This window comes from Streptomyces sp. NPDC052042, assembly GCF_044548345.1.
Classification (GTDB): Bacteria; Actinomycetota; Actinomycetes; order Streptomycetales; family Streptomycetaceae; genus Streptomyces.
Genome location: NZ_JBIUBU010000004.1, coordinates 176,837 through 196,459, shown reverse-complemented (window position 1 = coordinate 196,459; position 19,623 = coordinate 176,837). Strand labels below are relative to the sequence as shown.

Sequence of the window (19,623 nt, the reverse complement as noted above, 5' to 3'; positions counted from 1 at the left end):
GGCCTGTCCGGTGAGTGATTTCGACGCGATCGACTCGCTGCTCGCCGCCGTCGGCCCGTAGGCCGAACTCCCGGCCGCCGAGGTGCGCCGCGCTCTGCGGGAGCGGGCCCGGCTGTCCAGGGCGCAGGTGGCGCGGGCGCTCGGGGTGGGCCCGTCGACCGCGGCCGGGTGGGAGAGCGGCCGGGACCCTTCCGGTGAGACGCGCACCAAATACGCGTACCTGCTGGACGGGCTCCGGGCCACGCTGGGCGCGGAACCCGGGCCATCCGCCGAGAGCCCCGCACCGGACCGGGGACCCGGCGCCGATTCCGGTGACGAGGGCGGAACCGGGGGCGAGGCCCCGGTCGAGGAAGGGCCCGCTTCGGCCCGCGGCGCGTCGGCCGTCGCCGCGCCGGAGCCGGGGTCCGGGCCCGACGAGGTGGAGCCCCTCGCCGCCCCCGAGCGTGCTGTGCGGACATCCGGCCCCCCAGCGGGTCGCGGGCTTCGCCCAGCACCTGGACGCGGCCGACTGCCGCCCGGCCGGTACGACGGCCGGATCCCCCGACACCCCCTCAGCCGCCGCCCGCGTCGCCGGTCCGTCCGCCCGTCCCGCGCCGGTGCGGCCCACCGCATCCGGCGCGGACACGAAGCCCGCGAGGGGCCCGGCGCGGCGTTCCGGCACACCGGCCCGGCGCGCCCTGCCGGAACCGGCCGGTCCGGCCGGTTTCGGTCCACGAGGCGGTCCGGGGCACGCTGGCCGAGCACCGCGGCGACGTCGACGCCGCCGTCGCCGCCCTGTCGAGGCGAGCGATCCCGGACGCGATGCGTCTGCTGGACGAGACCCGCAGGGGCGCCCGCTACGACCTGATCGCTCACCCCTGGATCCCCGACATCCTGAAGAAACAGACGTCCCGGGGAGCGGACCAGATCTGGGAGGCGCCCGAAATGGACCCGTCATGAACTCCCGCCCGGCCGCCACGAGGTGACGGCGCTCGACGTCAACGGCGCCTACCTCTCCGCCCTCAAGACGCATCTGCCGTTGGGGCAGTTGGAGCACTCCACCGGCTTCGCCCACGACCGCCGCCGCGCCGGTGTCCACCTGATCATCCCGCCCGAGTGGGACCACGCTGCGGTGCTGCCCAAGCCGATCGGCAACCGTGACGAACCCGGCCCGCTGTGGGCGACCGAACCGACCCCGCCGCCTCCTGCTGCGTCTGTCCGGCCCGAAGTACGGGCTGTGCGAACCACCGGAGATCCACGAGTCGTTCACCTCCGGCGCCACCGAGAACCTGCTGGAGAAGTTCCGCGTCGCGCTCAACGAGGCCAGGGACACGGCACTCGCCGGCGATGACGAGGTGACGCTGGAGTACGTGAAGGCGATGTACTCGAAGTTCGTCTCCACCATGGGGGAGTCGAACTACAACCGGGAGTCGAACCGGCCGGACTGGATGCACATCATCCGCTCGCAGGCGTTCGCCAACCTCTGGATGAAGGCCCTCAAGGCCCATGAGGAAGGACTCGCCGTCGTACGGGCGACGGGCACCGACGAACTGCACGTCATCGGTGACTGACGGCGCGTCTTCCCCGAGGGGCGGGGCGTCGCCGAGGTCAAGGTCAAGGACACCTACGCCGTCGGCGACGACGGTGCGGACACCGAGGACCCGGACGACCCCGGCGGCATCGGGGGATAGGGGGACAGGGGGCGACCGGCTGCGCCCCCAGCGCCCCGCCGCCGGCGTGTCCGACGGCCACCGGGAATCCCGGCCGGACGGGGAAACCGTCCACTCACCCCTTGACGACGCCCAGCGGCACCAGTCGGGCGACCGGCCGGGCGAGTCCGGCGCCCTCGGTGGCCTCGACGACCGCGTCGACGTCCTTGTACGCCTCCGGCGTCTCCTCGGCGAGACCGCGCCACGAGGAGGGACGCACGGCGATGCCGCGGGCCTCCAGTTCGTCGCGCAGCTGCTCGCCGCGGACCGTGCGCAGCGCCCGGTGGCGGCTCCAGACCCGGCCGGCGCCGTGGCAGGCGGAGTGGAACGCGTCGTTGCCGGGCAGGCCGACCATGACGTACGAACCGGTGCCCATCGTCCCGGGGACCAGCACCGGCTGGCCCGCCCGGACGAGGTCCTCGGGCAGATCCGGGTCGCCGGGCGGCAGTGCCCGCGTCGCGCCCTTGCGATGGACGCACAGCGAGCGCCGCACTCCGTCCACCTCATGGGTCTCGATCTTGGCGGTGTTGTGCGAGATGTCGTAGACCAGGTCCAGGCCCGCCCCGGTGGCCGTGGCGAAGGCGCGGCGGGCGGCTTCCGACAGCAACTGCCGGTTGGCCCGGCCGTAGTTGGCGGCCGCTGCCATCGCCCTCAGATAGGCGCGGCCGCGCGGCGAGTCGACCGGGGTACAGGCCAGTTGCCGGTCCGGGACCCGGATGCCGTGCCGATGCAGCTCCTGGTCCATCACGCGGACGTGGTCCGTGCACACCTGGTGCCCCAGGCCCCGCGAGCCGCAGTGGATCATGACGCACACCTGGCCCGTCCGCAGCCCGAAGGCCGCCGCCGTGGCGGGATCATGGATCCGGTCCACCGCCTGCACCTCCAGGAAGTGGTTGCCCGATCCGAGGCTTCCCACCTGGTGCAGCCCGCGCTCGACGGCCCGCGTGCTCACCTCCCCCGGCGCGGCGCCCTCCAGTACGCCGTAGTCCTCGCAGCGTGCGAGGTCGCGCGGCACGCCGTGGCCGCGCTCGACCGCGTACCGCGCGCCGCCGACCAGCAGTTCGTCCATCTCCCCGGTGCCGGACAGCTTCCACAGGCCGCCCCGCCCCATGCCGCGCGGGACGGTGCGGTCGAGGGCGTCCATCAGGCGGCGCATCCGGTCGTGGCCGAGCGCCTCGCGGTCGATACCGGCGGCCAGCAGCCGCACACCGCACGAGATGTCGAACCCGACGCCGCCCGGCGAGACGACCCCGCCGCGGGAGATGTCCGTGGCGGCCACCCCGCCGATCGGGAAGCCGTAGCCCCAGTGGACATCGGGCATGGCGAAGGAGGCGCGCACGATGCCCGGGAGCGTGGCCACATTCGCCACCTGCTCCAGTGCCCTGTCCCCGGACGCCTGTGGCAGCAGCGCCCGCGAGGCGAACACCAGACCCGGTACGCGCATAGGCTCCCGCCGGTCGATCCGGAACCGGTGCGGACTCAGTTCCGCCAGTGCGATCTCCATGACCCTTCACCTCCGGTCGCCGGCCGGCCCGCGCTCAGACGTCGAGGGTCACCCGGCAGGTCCAGCCGGCGGGGCCGTGCCACAGCCGCAGGCCGTGGAGCGAGACCGCCTTCGGTACCGCGCCGACCTCCCGGGCGGCCCCGGCGTCGGCCATCCGGAAGCGCACCGACGCCACCGGTCCCGCAGCGGCCGTGCGATCCGCTCCCGCGTCCGCGTCGCCCGCCGTCACGTCCATGTCCACCTCCACGTGGACCGGAATCTCCCCGTACGCGTCCAGCCGGTAGATCATCTCCTCCAGGACGGACACCAGCAGATCCTCGGCGGAGCCGGCCGCGACCTCGCACACGTGCTCCCCGACCGGGGCCGCGCCGGACGGGTCGGCGAAGCTCTCCACCGCCGCGCGCACGGCCTCGGCGACGCAGTCCCCGGCCGTCGACGCCCACGCCTCCACCCGCAGGTCCGCGGTGTGCGGCACGGTCCGGTGGCCGTGTGCGCCGGGATGCCGCCGCGGCACGGGTTCCCGGCCTTCCACGCCGGCGCCTCCCCGTCGTCTCCGGGTACGCGGCCCGATCCCCGGCCCCGCGGGCCGCCGCTCTCTCCAGCGTCGTCCCGCACCCCGCTCCACGGCAACCCGCAAGGTGCGCCACGGGGCGCGGCCCGTCCCCGTGGCGCACCTTGCGGTGTTACTGGCCACCGGACGGGGCACCCGTCATCCGCTCACGGCCGCCCCGGCACCCGCCCCCGGCGGCCCCGCCCGCGACCGGTTCCACGCATCCGGCGCAGGGGGCCTGGCTGGACGACGGCACGGACGCCTGTGCGCTGCCCGGTGCCGACGGCCGGGCGAGCGCCGTCCGGACCGTCCCCGCGAACGGCACCGGCGCGCCCCGCCTCGTCGTGGCGGGCGGATCGTCGCCCACGACGGTGGGCTGATCCGCTCCCCGGGCACCGGCCCCGCACCGGCCCGGGGCAGTGCCGCCCGGTCGCGGGTCCCACCGCGGCGTGGTCCCCTGGATGCGATCACCGTTTCCCGCCGCTCCAGGGAGGCCATGGATGCGCACCAGTGACCTGACTCCGGCCGTGCTCAAGGACCTGCGTCGCCCGCGCCCCTTCCCGGCGATCTCGCTGCTCATGCCGACCCACCGGGCCAGGCCCGACAACGAGCAGGACCCGATCCGCCTGCGCAACCTCCTCGGCGAGGCGACGCGACGCATCAAGGAAGACCCGGCGGTCGACCGCGACACCTGCTTGCGACTGGAGCGGCAGCTCGACGAGGACGCCGTCCTGCGGCTGTTCGAAGCCCAGCGCTCCGAGGACGGGCTGCTCCTGCTGTTCGCGCCGGGAGAGGACCCGCAGGCCTGGCAGTTCGTCTCCCCGCACGACGTCCCCGAACGCATCGAGATCACGACCACGTTCCTCACGCGCAACCTGGTCGCGGCCCACCTGTACGCGCGGCCGTACTGGGTGCTGGTCCTCGACCAGGAGGAGAGCAGGCTCTACCTGGCCCACGCGGGGAACCTGACCGAGGTCGCCGCCCACGGATTCCCGGCCGAGCCGCAGGTCCCCTCCCGCGACGACGCCATCCCCGGCCCGGCATACGGTACCGACCGCACGGGCTACCGCGCGGCCCGCGTCGGACAGTACGTCTCCGACATCGAGGAGCGCTTCGCCCGAGCCATGACCGACCGGAACCTGCCCATGATCCTGGTGGGCAGCCCCGAGCTGACCACCGCCTTCGGGAAGATCTCCCGCCACACCGGGGCGACGGTGGGCACGCTGGAGCTGACGGGGGCCGAGAAGCACGCCGTACCCCAGCTGGAGAAGCGGCTGGAACCCGTCTTCCACAAGATCCGCGAGGAGCGCGCGGCACAGGCCCGCCGGGAACTGGACGCGGCCCGCGGTCGCAAGGCGTTCGTCGCGGGACTCGCGGAGGTGTGGCACACGGTCGTGGACCACAGGGCCGCCCTGGTCCTGGTGGAGGAGGGCCTGCGCGCGGCCGGGCGCGCCGACGAGAACCACCAGCTGCACATCGTCGACGTGCCAGAGGGCGAACCGGCCCCCGAGGGCGTCGAGACGGACATCGTCGACAGCCTCGTCGAGGCGGCCCTGGACGCCGACTCGGAGGTGCGTTTCGTGCCCGACGGCACACTCCCCGACAGCGTCGGCATCGCGGGCACGCTCCGCTACTGAACCGGCCTCCGGTCAGAGCGTCCTCGGCCCGCCGGGCGTCCCGGCCTCCTTCCGGGGAACGGGTCCGGTCCGCGCCAACTCCTCCAGCGGGCGCACCCCCGCCCCGCGGAACAGGCCGCGGGCCGCGGACAGGCGCCGCTCGCGGGCCGGCCCCGGGGCGGTCACCTCGTCCAGCGCCCTCAGCAGCGCCCACGGATCCGGGGCGTGGTCGGCGAGACCGAGCGCCGCCATGCTCCGCACGCCCTCCTCGCCGTGGCCCGGAATCGGCCGGTGGCCCACCACGGGCAGCCCGGCGGCCAGTGCCTCCAGCGCCGTCTGGCCCGCCGCGTTGTCGACGAGGGCGCGGGTGGCCGCCATGACGCCCCGTACGTCGTCCACCCAGCCCAGGGCGTCCGTGTGCGGGACACGGGCCACGCTCCGCAGCAGACGCGTGTCGCCCCCGCAGAGCACGACCGGGCGGTACCCCGCCGAGGCCAGCAACCGCGCGGTGTCCACCACCCGGGAGCCCGCCCCCCAAGCCCCCGTCGAGACCAGCACCGCGGGACGGTCCGTCGAGCCGATGCGCCGCCGCCACCGCGCGGCCGTCGGCGCCGGGGCGTGGAAGCGGGGTGCCACCAGGGCGCCGGAGACAACGGCCGGGCGCCCCGCGGCCCGTCGCACCAGGCGGGCCAGACCGGGCGTCAGGCACAGGTGGAGGTCGTTGCCCGGATGGAGCCACTGGCGGTGCACGGCGAAATCGGTGATGACCACGGCGCTCGGCACCCGGAGGGCCCCGCGGGCGCGCAGACCACCGGTGAGCTGGGCGGCCAGATGGAAGACGGGGACGACCACGTCCGGGCGCCACCGCGCGACGAGCTCCAGCAGCCGCCGCTGTGCGAGCCCCGCCAGCGGAGCGCTGCCGGGGCGGGGGAGACCGCCGCCCGGGCCGCGGAAGAACGCCGCGTACAGCCCGGCGTACACGAACGGGGCCCGGCGGATGACCGTCCGGTAGAAGTCGCGCAGCCCGGCACCGACCCCCGGGGGCAGCAGGTCCAGGACGTCGACCGTCGTCGTTCGCCCACCGCCGACCTCCAGCCGGCGGGCGAGCTCGGCCGCCACCGCGTCGTGCCCGGAGCCCATGCCGGCGCTCAGGACGAGGAAGCGGCCGGGTGCCGGGCTCATCGGCCCACCGCCCCTGGGCGCCGTCCGGGCACCGGGCCGCCCCAGGAACCGGGAGGCGCCGCCCCGCGACCGGAACCGGCCGACGGCGGGGATCCCGCCGCGCGCCGCGGCACACGTTCACCCGGTCGGCCGGGGGTTCGGTCCGGCCCCGAAGCGCCGTCCGTATGGGCAGCAGGCACCTGATCACCCCTGAGATCGGCGGCGCGCGCGGAACCGGCGCCGTGGGAACTGGGCGTGGTGGTCCCATTCTGCGCGCGGGGGCCGTGCCGTGCGGTTCAGTGAGGTGTGGGGCGCGGCGGTTTTGTCCGAGCGCCCCCGGGCTACTCCTAACCAGACCCGGCGGCGCGAGGTCCCCGGCCCGGATCTCCGAGCGAGCCCGAATCCCCGGGCGGGGAGGCGACGCGCCGCACCGTGCCGACACAGGGGAGAGGCCATGTCATCTGGTCCGGGAACCGCCCGCCGCGGCATGCCGGACGGCGGCGTGTCGGACGGCCGCGCCGTCCGGACCGGCGTGGCGCTGGTGACGGGGGCCTCCTCGGGCATCGGGGCCGCGGTCGCGCACCGGATCGCGGCCGAGGAGGGCTGGCGGCTGCTGGTCACCGGCCGGGACCGCGAGCGGCTGGAGCGCGTCGCGGGGGCGACGCGCTCGACGGCGCTCTACGCGGACCTGATGGCGCCCGGCGGAACGGAGCGGCTCGCCCGGCAGGCCCTCGACCTCGCAGGCCGGGTGGACCTGCTCGTCGCGGCCGCCGGCGTCGGCTGGGCCGGTCCCTTCGAGTCCATGCCGGCCGCCGCCGCCGACCGGGTCCTCACCGTCGACCTGGTGTCCGTCGTCCGTCTGGTGCGGCTTCTGCTGCCGCACATGCTCGCGGCCGGGCGCGGACACATCACGCTCATCGGATCGGTGGCGGGATCCACCGGAGTCCGCGGCGAGGTGGTCTACTCCGCGGCGAAGGCGGCGATCGGAACCTTCGCCGACGCCCTCCGCCACGAACTGGCGGGAACCGGAGTGCACATCACCCATCTGGTCCCGGGGGTCGTGGACACCCCGTTCTTCGACCGCCGGGGCAGGCCCTACGCCCGTTCGTGGCCCCGCCCGATGCCGCCGGAGCGGGTCGCCGACGCCGTCTGGGACGCCTATGCCGCGCGCCGCGACGAGGTGTACGTCCCCGGCTGGCTGCGCCTGCCCGGGTGCGTGCGCTCGGTGGCCCCCGGGCTCTACCACCGGCTCGCCGCCCGCTTCGGCTGAATCCGCCGGTACGCATGGACGTGCTCGCCGTGACCCTGGCACTGCTGGCGGCCGTCGCCAACGGCGCCGCCTCCGTGCTGCAACGGCGGGCCGCCATGGAACAGGCGGCGAGCGAAGGGGCGGGCGGCGCACCGGACACGTGCCGGGCGGTGCGTCACGCGGTGCGCCGTTCGGCCCGGCTGGTGCGGCGGCCCTTCTGGCTGGCGGGCGCGTCGGCGCTCGGACTGTCCACCGCGCTCCAGGCGGCGGCGCTGGCGGTCGGCAGCATGTCGGTGGTGCAGCCGCTGATGGCGAGCGAACTGCTCTTCACACTTCTGCTCGGCACCGTCGTGTTCCACCACCGCCCGGACGGCAGGACCTGGTCGTCCTTCCTGATGCTCGCCGTCGGACTGACGCTCTTTCTGGCCGCCGCCGGTCCGTCGCCGGGCGAGGGAAGCGCCGAAGCAGGTGCCTGGCTGCTCGCCGGAGCCTGCGCCGCGGCGGCGGTGTTCACGCTGACCCTGGTCGCCCGTACCGTCCGCGGCGCCACCCGCACCGCTGTGCTCGGCTGTGCCACGGCCGTCTGCTTCGCCTGCACCGCCGGGCTGGTCAAAGAGGTCGCGGGCCGGATCCCGGACGGGGCGGAGGTCCTGAAGACCGGCTACCCGTACGTGATGTGCGGCATCGGCCTGCTGAGCCTGGTGCTGCTGCAGAGCACCCTGCGCGCCGGGACGCTGACCGTCTCGCAGCCGGCCCTCACCCTCGGGGACGCGCTGGTGAGCGTGGTCCTGGGCGCGGTGCTGTTCGGCGAACGGATCGCCGTGGGAGCCCATGCGCTGCCGGCCGTGGCCGGGGCGCTCCTGCTGGCCGCCGGGACCGTGGGCCTGTCGCGTTCCCCGGCGGTGGCAGGGCACTGGGACACGGCGGGGGAGACATCGCGCGAGAGCCCGCCGGGCCACCACCGATAGCCGCACCGACGGAGAGGACGAGGACCCGATGAACCACCGATACCAGCGCGTCCCGCCGGGACTGCGCGTCCCGTTGGCGGTGTCGGCTCTGGTGCTGACCGCGCACATCGCCCCGGCCGGCACCTGGCTCGCGGGCCCGCGCCGGACCTGCTTCCCCGCCCTGGCCGGCCTCGGCCGCACCCATCATGTCGCCCTGACCTTCGACGACGGGCCCGACCCCCGCTCCACCCCGCACGTCCTCGACGCACTGGACCGGCTCTCCGTACGCGCCACGTTCTTCGTGCTGGGGGAGAGTCTGCTGCGCCACCCGGAACTCGGCCGTGACATCGCCCGCCGCGGCCATGAACTGGCCGTCCACGGATGGACGCACAGCCGCCCCTGGCTCCCCGCCGCGGGCCGGGACGTGCGCGAGGTCTCCCGTGCCGTGGCGGCGGTCAGGCGGGTCTCGGGTGTATGGCCCCTGTGGTATCGGCCGCCGTACGGCATCCTGACCGGCGGACGCTGGGCGGCGGCCGTGCGCTGCGGACTGCGCCCGGTCCTGTGGTCCGCCTGGGGCCGGGACTGGACCGACGACGCGACCGCCGAGAGCGTCCTGGCCACCGTGCGCCGTGACCTCCGGGGCGGCGGCACGGTCCTGCTGCACGACGCCGGTCCCTCGGCGTCCGGCCGTCGGCGGCCCGCTCTCGCGGCACTGCCCGGACTCGTCGACGGCATCCGCGCCGAGGGACTGGCCGTCGGCCCGCTCGCCGAACACGGTCTCGTGCCCGCCCGCACGGGAAAGATTTGCTGACGGGTCGTCAAGTAGGTGGCGAATCACACCGAAAGGTGTCGCACCGACCGGGGACCGCACCGGGAATCCACCCGGCTGGGTGGAGTGCGGGCAGACCAGGCACACTTCAGGGGTAGCAGTCCGACCCACCAAGAGGGATCACGCATGATCACGCTGAAGAAGGAAGACGGCCCGGCCGATCTGGACGGGGTGACCCATCTGTCCATCGGGGCGTCCTGGGACCCGACCGCCGGGAGCAGCGGCGGGCTGTTGGGCAAGCTCCGGCAGAAGGTCGGCACCGACCTCGACCTGATCGCCGTCGCCATGCAGGGAGCGGAGCCGGTCCGGCTGGCCGGGCTGGACTCCCTGGACCCCATGGGCAACGGCTCGTTGGTCCACAGCGGGGACAACCAGACCGGGCGCGGCGACGGCGACGACGAGACGGTCACCGTCGAGTTCGCCCGGATCCCGCCCAACATCACGTCCATCGTGTTCATCGCCGCCGCCTACAAGAAGCGCAGTGCCTTCCAGAACGCGCGCAACATCAGCTTCAAGGTGTACGACGCGACGGGCGGCAGCAGCCAGCAGGTCGCCGACATCTGGCCGAGCCTGCTCACCAACGACAACGGCTGCGCCGTGGCCAAGGCGATGCGGGTCGGCGCGGGCTGGAAGCTCGAAGTGATCAACGAGACCGGGAAGATCAAGCAGGGCGACGAGCGGGACCTGATGCGTTTCGCCGTCAGCAAGTAGCCCGGCCGCCCCGCCCCGGCGCGTGCGCGCGGCCCCGGTCGGTACGCCCCGGCCGGGTGCGGTCGGGCCGGGCCGGGGCGCCGACCGAGGTGGTCGGGGCGCCTTCCGGCGGTTGCCGGGACGGACACACGCGGACCGAGCTCCGGCGGGCGGGCGAAGACGGCCTCACCCTGTGCGCCGAGGGCGCCCGGGGGCGCACCACCCGGGACCTGCTCGATGACGACGCCTCACCGGTACGCGCCTTCGACGCCGACAGCGGGGAGTACGTGATGGCCCCCCACCACGCGTACACGGGATGGGGGCCCTGGTGAACGCCGGGAACCTTCCTCACCGGACGCTCCGGGCCGTCGGCTCATCCGCGCCCGCCGCCCTCGGCCAGCCGGATGCCGGTGACCAGATGCGGCCGGATGTGCACCGCGCAGTCCATCATCCGGTCCGACCAGGGCCGGATGAGGCGCTGATAGCGGACCAGGGACTCGGGATCGGTCACCGGCCGGCAGTAGCCCGTTGCGACGACGCTCCACCCCAGATGGGTCAACGGATCGATGACGTCGGCCTGGTAGGCGACCACGACCCCGCGGTCGCCGTGGTCCCGGGCCTGGAGGAACAGATCCGAGTCCCCGTGGGTCCGGATGACGATCCGGCCGCGGTCCAGCACATGGTTCACCGGCCGGATCGCGGGCAGTGCGTGCTGGGTGAAGACGATCCGCCCGAACGACACCTCGCCGAGCAGCCCGAGGGCCTGACCGCTCGTCAGCTCGACGGTGTGGCGCGGCCAGCCGGCCTCCGGTGCGTGGACCGCGGATCCTTCCGACCGGCCGTGCGCGGCCGGTCTCGCGGCCATGGGCAGGGGTGACCGGGGCGGCGGCCGGTGACCTGTGTGGCTCATGACTGGCGACCTGCGTGGCTCATGGGGGCGGCCTCGTCTCCTGATGTGCTCGTCTGCGGTACGAGTACATCGTGTGCCGCTGCGCCCCGCCAGGGCCGAACGGCCCAGGGCCGAACGGCCCTAGCGGTGCCCCGCCCCCGATGGTTTCACTGCGGTGGTTCGCACGTCCGGCCCGGCCTCACGGCGGCAACCGGGGCCGGGCCGCGGTGTGCGGAGTGTTCGGTCGGGTCGGTGGTGCACAGGTGCACAGAAGGGGTACGCGGTGATCGCGGTCGTCGGACACAGGGATCTCGACAGCAGAACGCTGGAACTGGTGGAGACGGAAATCAAGGCGCGGCTGGACTCTCTGGCGGAGGGCGTGGCCGCGCTCGTGCGCGTGGGGGCGGGCCTGCCCCTGGTGTTCGGCCGCACGGTCCGGGCAGCAGGGCGGAAACTGACGGTGCTGCTGCCGGCCCAGGGGGCGGTCCCGGCGGTACTGCCGGAGCGGGACCGGCAGGCCGCCGGTGAACTGCTGGTCCTGGCCGAGGATGTGCGCCTGCTGGCCTTCGACCCGGCCGACCGCGACGCGTGCGTCGGCGCCGACGAGCGGGTCGTGGCGACGTGCCGGTCCGTGCTCGCCGTGTGGGACGGATCCCCGTCCGACGGGCGGGACGCCACGGCGCACCTGGTCGCCTTCGCCCGGGCGCGCGGCATCCACGTGGACGTCGTATGGCCGGACGGTTGCGCCCGACGGAGGCCGGCATGAGCGCATCGGCACAGCGGACGCGGGCCGCGGACGCCGGTCCCCGGACCGTCCACGACGACGCGCCCCACCCGGCGGGTGGGGCGCACGACCGCGCGGCACCGGTGGACGGCGCCCCGCCGGGGACGCACGGGGCGCCGGAACGGATCGGCGCCCGGCCGGGGTTCGGATGGCTGCTGATCGTCACCGCGGCACTCGGGCTGCTGGGATCCTTCGTGATCACCATCGACAAGTTCGAACTGCTCGCCGACCCCGGCTTCGTCCCGGCCTGCACCCTGAGCCCCGTGGTCTCCTGCACGGATGTGATGCGCAGTGAACAGGCATCGGTGTTCGGCTTCCCGAACCCGCTCCTCGGGCTGATCGGGTTCGGGGTGGTGGCGGCCGTCGGGGCGGGTCTCCTCGCGGGCGCCCGCTACCGGCGCTGGTACTGGCTGGGCCTGAACCTGGGCACCCTCCTCGGCGCCGTGTTCTGCATGTGGCTGATGACCCAGGCCCTGTACGACATCGGTGCGCTCTGCCTGTGGTGCATGCTCGTGTGGGTGGCGACCATCTTCATGTTCTGGCACACCACCGTGCACAACCTGCGCCACGGTGTGCTGCCCGCCCCGCGTGCCGTCGTCGCGGCCGTGCTGGAGTTCCCGCTGGTGGTGCCGGTGACCTGGTGCCTGGTCATCGTCATGCTGATAGCAACCCGGTTCTGGTCGTACTGGGCGTCATTTCTGTGACCGCCGGTTCGAGCACGCCCGCGACGGCCTCGCGTCCCGGTCCGGTGACCGGGACGCGGCTCGTGCCGTCGTGACGGATGTACGCCGCCGGAACCCCGGCGGCGGCGAGCCGGGCCGCGGCCACCCCCGTCGAGTCCGGGGCGGCGAGCTCGGGGGCCAGCGCCAGGAGGACGTGCTGCCGTACGAGATCCCCGGAACCCCGCCCCGGTACGCCGCACAGCGCCCGCAGCTCCTGGTCCGTGAACGGGCCGCTGGGCGGAAGCACGGTCAGCCAGGAACGCCCGCGCCGGAAGGCCTCCAGATACGCCGCGTCGTACATGCCCTCGTCCGCCGCGCCGTCCAGCAGCAGCCGCACCTGGTACGCCCGGGACCGTTCGGCGTCGATCTGCTGGAGCAGGGCCTTCACCGGCGCCCACCCCGTGCCCGAGGCGATCACCAGCACGTCGGCGGACGGGCTGTGACCGGGCAGCGCCAGCCTGCCGCGCGGTGCGCCGAGACGTACGGTGTCGCCCTCCCGGGTGTGATGCACGAGCACGTCGCTCACACCGCCCGCGCCACGGGCCCGAACGTGGAACTCCAGTTCGCCGTCCGGGTGCGGTGCGCGGGCCAGGTAGTAGGGACGCCACGCCTGCTCCAGCAGCGGCGACTCCAGGGACGCGTACTGACCCGCCGTGAAGGTGTACGGCTGATGGGGCCGCACCCTCAGAACCGCGAGATCCGGCGAACGGAGCTCGTGCGCGGTGACCGTCGCGCTCCAGCTCGGGGGTTCCGCGATCGCCTCGTCGGCGCCCCGGACCATCGCCGAGACGGCCAGGCGCAGCATCCGCAGCCAGGCGTTCTCCAGCATCTGAGTCCACCGGGAACCCGCCCGCAGGCGCAGTGCCTCGAGCAGCGCCGCCTCGAACGCCTCGAAGTGCGCGGGACGCACACCGAGCTTGCGATGGTCCCGCCCCAACTGCTCGAATGTGCCGATCATGTCGTCCGTGCGGTGCAGATTGCCGATGAGATAACGGAAGATCTCAGCCAGATGGGCCTGCTGGAACGCCATCGACTCCGGGAACAGCGACCGCAGGTACGGGTGCCGCTCGAACAGGGCCCGGTACAGTTCGGCGATCAGGTCCTCCAGCGGGCCGACCAGTGGCAGGCAGTCACCGATCAGCCGCTGGTCCTCCGTTCCGTCGTACGCCTGCGGCCGTTCGGCTCGAGGCGCGACGGAGTCCGTACCGGTCGGGGAGAGGATGCGCCGCCTCAGCCGCATCGCGTCGTGCCGCGCGAGCAGTGCGTGGTAATCCTCGCTCGGGGTGTTCATGGACCGGTGACTCCTTGGGGAAAACGCGGTGAGGGTGGGATGCCGGGACGGGGGGCGAAGTCGGCGGCGCCCCGATGATCTCGGCGGCGTCAGTATGGCACCGCCACCGACTCGCCGACCGGCCCTGGTCACAGGGCCTTTCGGCCCTGTTCGGATGCTGTTAACCATGCTGTGGAACCCCGCCGCACGGGCCGGCGGAGGGACGCACATACTGGTGGTCGCCCATCCTTTCCCCGAGCCGATCGAGCGTGGTGTGAACGACTTCGCGAAGTCCCCGTTGAGCACGGACCCGCCGCGGTCCGCCGACCCCGTGCGCGTCTTCATCCTCGACGACCACGAGGTCGTGCGGCGCGGTGTGCGCGATCTGCTGGAGGCCGAGGACGGCATCGAGGTGGTCGGGGAGGCGTCCGACGCCCGCGAGGCACTCGCCAGGGTGCCCGCGAGCAGGCCCCAGGTGGCCGTGCTGGACGTACGCCTCGGCGACGACCCGCGGGGCGACCACGCCGGGATCGAGGTGTGCCGGGAACTGCGCGCCCTGATGCCGGACCTGGCCTGCCTGATGCTGACGTCCTTCGACGACGACGAGGCGCTGTTCGACGCCATCATGGCGGGCGCGGCGGGCTATGTGCTGAAACAGATCAACGGCGCCGACCTGATCGCCGCCGTACGCACGGTCGCCTCCGGCACGTCGATGCTCGACCCGCGGACGACCGCCCGCGTGATGGCCCGGCTCCGGGGCCCCGAACGCGGCCCCGCCGAGGAGCCGGAGGCCTCGGAACTGGACCGGCTCACGGCCAGGGAACGCCAGATCCTGGACCTCATCGGCGAGGGCCTCACCAATCGTGAGATCGCCGAACGCCTCTTCCTGGCCGAGAAGACCGTCAAGAACCGCATCTCCTCGATCCTCGCCAAGCTGGGCGTCGGCCGCCGGATCCAGGCCGCGATGCTCGTCGGCCGGCTCAAGGACCGCCAGGGCGCCGACCAGATCCGGCGCGGCTGAGCCCGTACCCCGGTGCGGGGGCCGCGGGACGCCGTGACCCGCCGCAGGTCCGCGAGCGACAGCCGCTTGCGGGGTGTCAGCCGTGGAGCGGAACGCGCCACACGATCCGGGTGCCCCCCTCCGCGAGCCGCTCCACCCTCAGCGTGCCGCCGCACAACTCCGCACGAGTGCGCATGTTGGCCAGTCCGCCGCGCCTCGCCGACCGCTCGCCGTCACCGGCCGGGGCCTTTGATCCGGGAACGGTCGTGTGGGCGTCCGGGACTCCGATGCCGTCGTCGGCGACGGTCAGGGTCACCGCGTCGTCCGCCGACAGCACGATGTCGATGCGGCTCGCGCCCGCGTGACGGGAGGCGTTGGACACCGCCTCGGCGGCGACCGCCACCACGTGCTCGGCCAGATCGTCCGGGACGGCGGCGTCCACCGGTCCGTCGATCCGCACGGACGGCCGGAAGCCGAGCGCGCGCGCCGCCGTACGGGCCGTCTCGGCCATCCGGTGCCGCAGCCCGCTGGGCCCCGAGGCGTCCGCCGTGCGCAGATCGAAGATGGTGGACCGGATGATCCGGATCGTGGTGTCCAGGTCGTCCACCGCCCGGCTGACCCGCTCCGCCGCGTCCGGGCGGTCCGCGATGGCCCGGGTGGTGCTCTGCAGCGTCATGCCCGTCGCGAACAGCCGCTGGATCGCCAGGTCGTGCAGATCCCGGGCGATCCGGTCCCGGTCGTGCATCACGGCGAGCTCCTCGGACTCGGCCCGCCCACGGGCCAGTTCCAGCGCGATCGCCGCCTGGTCGGCGAAACCGGACACGAGCGCCACCTCGGTGTCGTCGAACGGCGGACGCCCCGCCGGCCGCCCCAGACGCAGCGCGCCCATCGCCCCGCTGTCCACCCGCAACGGCACGGCCACCACCGGGCCGAGCCCGTCCTCGGCACCGTCACCGAACGGATGGGCCCGCGGATCGGTACGCACATCGGCGCAGTACGCGGGCTCCCCGGTGCGTGCGGCGAGGCCGGCCAGCGACCCCGACGCCGGCACGGACAGCCCCGTCACCCGGTCGCTGTCCCGGCCATGGGCCACGGCGACGGTGAGCCGCTCCTCGGCCCCCGGGGACACCGGGCCCTGCGGCGCGACGGCCGCCCCCGGATGCACCGACGGCAGCAGGACGGCGGCCCGGTCGGCCCCCGCCACCTCCATCGCACGCTCGGCGATCAGATGCAGTACCTCGTCGGCGTCCGCACCCGACAGCAGGGCACGGGTGATCTCGCCCAGCGCCTCCAGGCGTCGCTCCCGGCGGCGGCTCTCGTCGTACATCCTGGCGTTGTCGATGGCGACCCCGGCGGCGATCGACAGCGTGGTCAGCACCGCCTCGTCGTCGTCGTCGAAACCCGCCCCGCCCCGCTTCTCGGTCAGGTACAGATTGCCGAACACCTCGTCACGCACCCGTATGGGCATCCCGAGGAACGTGTGCATCGGCGGGTGGTGCGGCGGAAATCCGTAGCTGCGCGGGTGGCTGCCCAGATCGGTGAGCCGCAGCGGCTTCGGGTGGTGGATCAGCTCGCCGAGGATGCCGCGGCCGCACGGCGACTGCCCTATCCGGGCGGTGAGTTCCTCCGACATCCCCACCGGCAGGAACTCCAGCAGCTTCTGCCCGTCCCCGATGATGCCGAGCGCGCCGTACTCCGCGTCGGTCAGCGTCACCGCCGCCTCCACGATGCCGCGCAGCACCTCGGGCAGTTCCAGGCCGCGCCCCAGCCCCATCACGGCGTCCAGCAGACCGCGCATCCGGTCCGGCCGGCTCGGCTGCGGCCACGGCGCATGCCGCGGGCAGGAACCGCCGGACGAACCGTCCGCCGCCGCGACGCCGGGGGAGGGCACGCCGGAATCGGATCCGGTCGCGAAAGGTGCTGTCTCTTCCATCGGGTCGCCGTTCTCTGGTGCCGTGCGCCGTACGGCGTGGGCCGCACGCCGGGATCTGCTCACCGGATCACCGCAGGGCTGGAACCGGTCCACGGCCTGTCAGCCTACGGCAGCCCGCAGGGCGGGTGACGGGCGGTGCACGCCTCGGGGAGGCGGCTACGGGGCCGACCGGCCCCGTACGGGGACCGGGGCGGGGCCGGCCGGCCCTGCGGAAAGTGCCCGTCGGCCCCTGGGGAGCGCTTCCGCCCACCACCAGCATGGTGCGGCCGGGAAGGTCCGGTCCGTCCGTCCCCCGTGAGCCGCCGGATCTTCCCGACCGTTCCCGGACCGAACCCACGTCCGGGAACGCTCGGACAACCGCAACAGCTGGAGGATTCAGTCCGGTGGACGCATTGGAAACGCAGGGCAGCGAGGCCGCTCCCGCACACGGCCCCCAGCCCCCCGGGCCCCGGTCCGCCCCCGCACCGGGCCCCGATCGTCCCGGTGCCGGGACCGCTTCCGGGACCATCACCGGCCGCCGCCCCTCGCGAGGCCGGCTCGTCGTCTCGTGGCTCACCACCACCGACCACAAGCAGATCGGCACGCTCTACCTCGTCACCGCCTTCGCCTTCTTCCTGATCGGCGGCGTGATGGCGCTGGTCATGCGGGCCGAACTCGCCCGCCCCGGAACGCAGATCCTGTCCAACGAGCAGTTCAACCAGGCGTTCACCATGCATGGCTCGGTGATGCTGCTGCTGTTCGCCATGCCACTCTTCACGGGCTTCGCGAACTGGCTGATGCCGCTCCAGATCGGGGCGCCCGATGTGGCCTTCCCGCGACTGAACATGCTCGCGTTCTGGTTGTTCCTCTTCGGTTCGCTGGTCGCCGCCGGAGGATTCCTCACCCCCCAGGGCGCCGCCGACTTCGGCTGGTTCGCCTACACCCCGCTGTCCGACGCCGCGCACTCCCCGGGCATCGGCGCCGACATGTGGATCATGGGCGTGGCCCTCTCCGGCTTCGGTTCCATCCTCGGCGCGGTGAACTTCATCACCACCATCATCTGCATGCGCGCCCCGGGCATGACCATGTTCCGGATGCCGATCTTCACCTGGAACGTGCTGCTGACCGCCCTCCTCATCCTGATGGTCTTCCCGGTCCTGGCCGCCGCCCTCCTCGCACTGGAGATGGACCGCAAGTTCGGCTCGCACATCTTCGACCCCGCCAACGGGGGCGCCCTGCTGTGGCAGCACCTGTTCTGGTTCTTCGGGCATCCGGAGGTCTACGTCCTTGCCCTGCCGTTCTTCGGCATCGTTTCGGAGATCATCCCGGTCTTCTCCCGGAAGCCCATGTTCGGCTACATCGGCCTGATCAGCGCCACCATCGCCATCGCGGGCCTGTCCGTCACCGTCTGGGCCCACCACATGTACGCAACCGGCGGTGTGCTGCTGCCGTTCTTCGCCTTCATGACCTTCCTGATCGCGGTGCCCACCGGGGTGAAGTTCTTCAACTGGATCGGCACGATGTGGAAGGGGTCGCTGTCCTTCGAGACACCGATGCTCTGGGCCACCGGATTCCTCGTCACCTTCGTCTTCGGCGGACTGACCGGGGTCATCCTGGCCTCGCCCCCGCTGGACTTCCATGTCACCGACACCTACTTCGTCGTCGCGCACTTCCACTACACGCTCTTCGGAACCGTCGTCTACGCGATGTTCGCCGGATTCCACTTCTGGTGGCCGAAGTTCACCGGCAAGATGCTGGACGAACGCCTGGGCAAGATCACCTTCTGGGTGCTGACGGCGGGCTTCCACCTCACCTTCCTCGTGCAGCACTGGCTCGGCTCGCAGGGCATGCCCCGCCGGTACGCCGACTACCTGGCCGCCGACGGCTTCACCACCCTCAACACCCTGTCCACCATCGGGTCGTTCCTGCTAGGACTGGCCTTCCTGCCCTTCTTCTACAACGTCTGGAAGACCGCCCAGTACGGCAAGCCGGTCACCGTCGACGACCCCTGGGGCTACGGCCGCTCCCTGGAATGGGCCACCTCCTGCCCGCCGCCCCGGCACAACTTCACCTCCCTGCCCCGCATCCGCAGCGAGTCCCCGGCCTTCGACCTGCACCACCCGGAGATCGCCGCACTCGACCACGTCGGATCGCACTGACCCGTGTCGACGACCGGTTCGTGCCCCGTTCCCGAGAAGGAGAGATGACCGATGTCCCATGGAGTCCTGGCGCTCGGCGTCGCCGTGCTCTGCATATCGGGGCACGTCTGGTACCTGCCCGCGTGCATCGATCTGCGCGCGGCCCAGGACCGTCCGGTCTCACGACGGCCCGCCGCGGCCGCCGTGCTGACCGGGTGGGCGTCCGCAGGGCTGACGATGCTCCTGCTGCTCACACCACTCAGCCCGTGGGCGGCAGCGACGGTGGGTTCCGCCGGACTCTCCGCCACCCTGACCCTGGCCGCCCGTTCATGGCTGCTCCGGCGCCAGGAGCAGTGCGAGGAGGCGGCCCGCTGGGCCGCCCTCCTGCCGGTGCACCCCGCGGCCCCCGCCCGCCGCACCGATCCCGCCCGGCACACGGAGGACGAGCGCTGAGCCCGCTGTGACGGAGCGGCAGAGCGCCGGATCCTGCCTGGCAGATCACGGTAGTGTCGGCTGAGGACGATCGGACGCGTTCGCGGAGCCGGCCCACGACGAGGGTCGGGGCTCGGAGGCGGCGGAGCATCGCGCCGTCGCGGACGCCATCCGGAACCGCAACGGCCTGGGCCGGGAGGAGTAGCCCGTGGGGCCGTGATGGCCCGACGGGACGCATGCGA

17 protein-coding genes and 1 pseudogene are annotated in these 19,623 nt (G+C 73.4%); 12 read left to right on the top strand and 6 right to left on the bottom strand.

Going from position 1 to position 19,623, the window contains the following annotated elements:
- Positions 1-10 precede the first annotated feature (10 nt).
- A pseudogene (locus ACIHCL_RS10350) lies at positions 11-1,670 on the top strand (helix-turn-helix domain-containing protein).
- A 94-nt stretch (positions 1,671-1,764) separates the two neighbouring features.
- Here the strand turns inward: ACIHCL_RS10350 and ACIHCL_RS10345 are convergent.
- Positions 1,765-3,192 (bottom strand): RtcB family protein, encoded by a 1,428-nt coding sequence (locus ACIHCL_RS10345; protein ID WP_399859371.1) that lies wholly within the window; start codon positions 3,190-3,192, stop codon positions 1,765-1,767.
- A 34-nt stretch (positions 3,193-3,226) separates the two neighbouring features.
- Entirely contained in the window at positions 3,227-3,724 is a 498-nt protein-coding gene (locus tag ACIHCL_RS10340; RefSeq protein WP_399859369.1) for an archease, read from the bottom strand.
- Between the two features lie 518 nt (positions 3,725-4,242).
- Between ACIHCL_RS10340 and ACIHCL_RS10335 the strand changes: the two genes are divergently transcribed.
- Complete coding sequence (locus ACIHCL_RS10335) at positions 4,243-5,379, top strand: hypothetical protein (RefSeq protein WP_399859367.1); 1,137 nt, start codon at positions 4,243-4,245, stop codon at positions 5,377-5,379.
- Between the two features lie 12 nt (positions 5,380-5,391).
- Here the strand turns inward: ACIHCL_RS10335 and ACIHCL_RS10330 are convergent, their stop codons facing one another.
- Complete coding sequence (locus tag ACIHCL_RS10330; RefSeq protein WP_399859365.1) at positions 5,392-6,540, bottom strand: galactosyldiacylglycerol synthase; 1,149 nt, start codon at positions 6,538-6,540, stop codon at positions 5,392-5,394.
- A 433-nt stretch (positions 6,541-6,973) separates the two neighbouring features.
- Here ACIHCL_RS10330 and ACIHCL_RS10325 point away from each other — a divergent pair, with 433 nt between their 5' ends.
- The 5 genes from ACIHCL_RS10325 to ACIHCL_RS10305 all read left to right on the top strand — a co-directional run bounded on the left by ACIHCL_RS10325 (position 6,974) and on the right by ACIHCL_RS10305 (position 10,566).
- Positions 6,974-7,789, top strand: coding sequence for an SDR family NAD(P)-dependent oxidoreductase (locus tag ACIHCL_RS10325; protein ID WP_399859362.1), 816 nt, complete (start codon positions 6,974-6,976; stop codon positions 7,787-7,789).
- Between the two features lie 14 nt (positions 7,790-7,803).
- Entirely contained in the window at positions 7,804-8,736 is a 933-nt protein-coding gene (locus ACIHCL_RS10320; protein WP_399859360.1) for a DMT family transporter, read from the top strand.
- A gap of 28 nt (positions 8,737-8,764) precedes the next feature.
- The gene (locus tag ACIHCL_RS10315; protein ID WP_399859357.1) at positions 8,765-9,526 is read left to right on the top strand and encodes a polysaccharide deacetylase family protein; all 762 of its coding nucleotides are present in this window, start codon (positions 8,765-8,767) and stop codon (positions 9,524-9,526) included.
- A gap of 144 nt (positions 9,527-9,670) precedes the next feature.
- The gene (locus tag ACIHCL_RS10310) at positions 9,671-10,255 is read left to right on the top strand and encodes a TerD family protein (RefSeq protein ID WP_399859354.1); all 585 of its coding nucleotides are present in this window, start codon (positions 9,671-9,673) and stop codon (positions 10,253-10,255) included.
- 56 nt (positions 10,256-10,311) lie between these two features.
- Positions 10,312-10,566 (top strand): hypothetical protein, encoded by a 255-nt coding sequence (locus ACIHCL_RS10305; RefSeq protein ID WP_399859351.1) that lies wholly within the window; start codon positions 10,312-10,314, stop codon positions 10,564-10,566.
- A gap of 41 nt (positions 10,567-10,607) precedes the next feature.
- Here the strand turns inward: ACIHCL_RS10305 and ACIHCL_RS10300 are convergent, their stop codons facing one another.
- Positions 10,608-11,099 (bottom strand): pyridoxamine 5'-phosphate oxidase family protein, encoded by a 492-nt coding sequence (locus tag ACIHCL_RS10300; RefSeq protein WP_399859349.1) that lies wholly within the window; start codon positions 11,097-11,099, stop codon positions 10,608-10,610.
- Positions 11,100-11,406: 307 nt separating this feature from the next.
- Here ACIHCL_RS10300 and ACIHCL_RS10295 point away from each other — a divergent pair, with 307 nt between their 5' ends.
- Positions 11,407-11,889 (top strand): hypothetical protein, encoded by a 483-nt coding sequence (locus ACIHCL_RS10295; protein WP_399859346.1) that lies wholly within the window; start codon positions 11,407-11,409, stop codon positions 11,887-11,889.
- Positions 11,886-12,611, top strand: coding sequence for a vitamin K epoxide reductase family protein (locus ACIHCL_RS10290; RefSeq protein WP_399859343.1), 726 nt, complete (start codon positions 11,886-11,888; stop codon positions 12,609-12,611). The genes ACIHCL_RS10295 and ACIHCL_RS10290 overlap by 4 nt, the downstream gene beginning before the upstream one ends.
- Here the strand turns inward: ACIHCL_RS10290 and ACIHCL_RS10285 are convergent.
- On the bottom strand, positions 12,562-13,920 hold the full coding sequence (locus ACIHCL_RS10285; RefSeq protein ID WP_399859341.1) for a globin domain-containing protein: 1,359 nt from the start codon (positions 13,918-13,920) through the stop codon (positions 12,562-12,564). The genes ACIHCL_RS10290 and ACIHCL_RS10285 overlap by 50 nt on opposite strands.
- A 166-nt stretch (positions 13,921-14,086) precedes the next feature.
- Here ACIHCL_RS10285 and ACIHCL_RS10280 point away from each other — a divergent pair, with 166 nt between their 5' ends.
- The gene (locus tag ACIHCL_RS10280; protein ID WP_399859337.1) at positions 14,087-14,920 is read left to right on the top strand and encodes a response regulator; all 834 of its coding nucleotides are present in this window, start codon (positions 14,087-14,089) and stop codon (positions 14,918-14,920) included.
- A gap of 76 nt (positions 14,921-14,996) precedes the next feature.
- On the opposite strand, the gene ACIHCL_RS10275 is transcribed toward ACIHCL_RS10280, so the two are convergent.
- Positions 14,997-16,697, bottom strand: coding sequence for a GAF domain-containing protein (locus ACIHCL_RS10275; protein ID WP_399859816.1), 1,701 nt, complete (start codon positions 16,695-16,697; stop codon positions 14,997-14,999).
- A 518-nt stretch (positions 16,698-17,215) separates the two neighbouring features.
- On the opposite strand from ACIHCL_RS10275, the gene ctaD reads away from it, so the two are divergent.
- Together ctaD and ACIHCL_RS10265 are read left to right on the top strand one after the other, a co-directional pair.
- A complete protein-coding gene (gene ctaD, locus ACIHCL_RS10270; RefSeq protein WP_399859334.1) occupies positions 17,216-18,970 on the top strand; it encodes a cytochrome c oxidase subunit I in 1,755 nt (584 codons plus the stop codon).
- Between the two features lie 51 nt (positions 18,971-19,021).
- The gene (locus ACIHCL_RS10265) at positions 19,022-19,402 is read left to right on the top strand and encodes a hypothetical protein (protein WP_399859332.1); all 381 of its coding nucleotides are present in this window, start codon (positions 19,022-19,024) and stop codon (positions 19,400-19,402) included.
- Positions 19,403-19,623: the final 221 nt, after the last annotated feature.

Bases quoted from the DNA above. Each gene is read 5' to 3' on its own strand.
- ACIHCL_RS10345 (WP_399859371.1), bottom strand. From the start codon at position 3,192: ATGGAGATCGCACTGGCGGAACTGAGTCCGCACCGGTTCCGGATCGAC.
- ACIHCL_RS10335 (WP_399859367.1), top strand. From the start codon at position 4,243: ATGCGCACCAGTGACCTGACTCCGGCCGTGCTCAAGGACCTGCGTCGC.
- ACIHCL_RS10330 (WP_399859365.1), bottom strand. From the start codon at position 6,540: ATGAGCCCGGCACCCGGCCGCTTCCTCGTCCTGAGCGCCGGCATGGGC.
- ACIHCL_RS10325 (WP_399859362.1), top strand. From the start codon at position 6,974: ATGTCATCTGGTCCGGGAACCGCCCGCCGCGGCATGCCGGACGGCGGC.
- ACIHCL_RS10320 (WP_399859360.1), top strand. From the start codon at position 7,804: ATGGACGTGCTCGCCGTGACCCTGGCACTGCTGGCGGCCGTCGCCAAC.
- ACIHCL_RS10315 (WP_399859357.1), top strand. From the start codon at position 8,765: ATGAACCACCGATACCAGCGCGTCCCGCCGGGACTGCGCGTCCCGTTG.
- ACIHCL_RS10310 (WP_399859354.1), top strand. From the start codon at position 9,671: ATGATCACGCTGAAGAAGGAAGACGGCCCGGCCGATCTGGACGGGGTG.
- ACIHCL_RS10300 (WP_399859349.1), bottom strand. From the start codon at position 11,099: ATGGCCGCGAGACCGGCCGCGCACGGCCGGTCGGAAGGATCCGCGGTC.
- ACIHCL_RS10290 (WP_399859343.1), top strand. From the start codon at position 11,886: ATGAGCGCATCGGCACAGCGGACGCGGGCCGCGGACGCCGGTCCCCGG.
- ACIHCL_RS10285 (WP_399859341.1), bottom strand. From the start codon at position 13,920: ATGAACACCCCGAGCGAGGATTACCACGCACTGCTCGCGCGGCACGAC.
- ACIHCL_RS10280 (WP_399859337.1), top strand. From the start codon at position 14,087: ATGCTGTGGAACCCCGCCGCACGGGCCGGCGGAGGGACGCACATACTG.
- ACIHCL_RS10275 (WP_399859816.1), bottom strand. From the start codon at position 16,697: ATGCGCGGTCTGCTGGACGCCGTGATGGGGCTGGGGCGCGGCCTGGAA.
- ACIHCL_RS10265 (WP_399859332.1), top strand. From the start codon at position 19,022: ATGTCCCATGGAGTCCTGGCGCTCGGCGTCGCCGTGCTCTGCATATCG.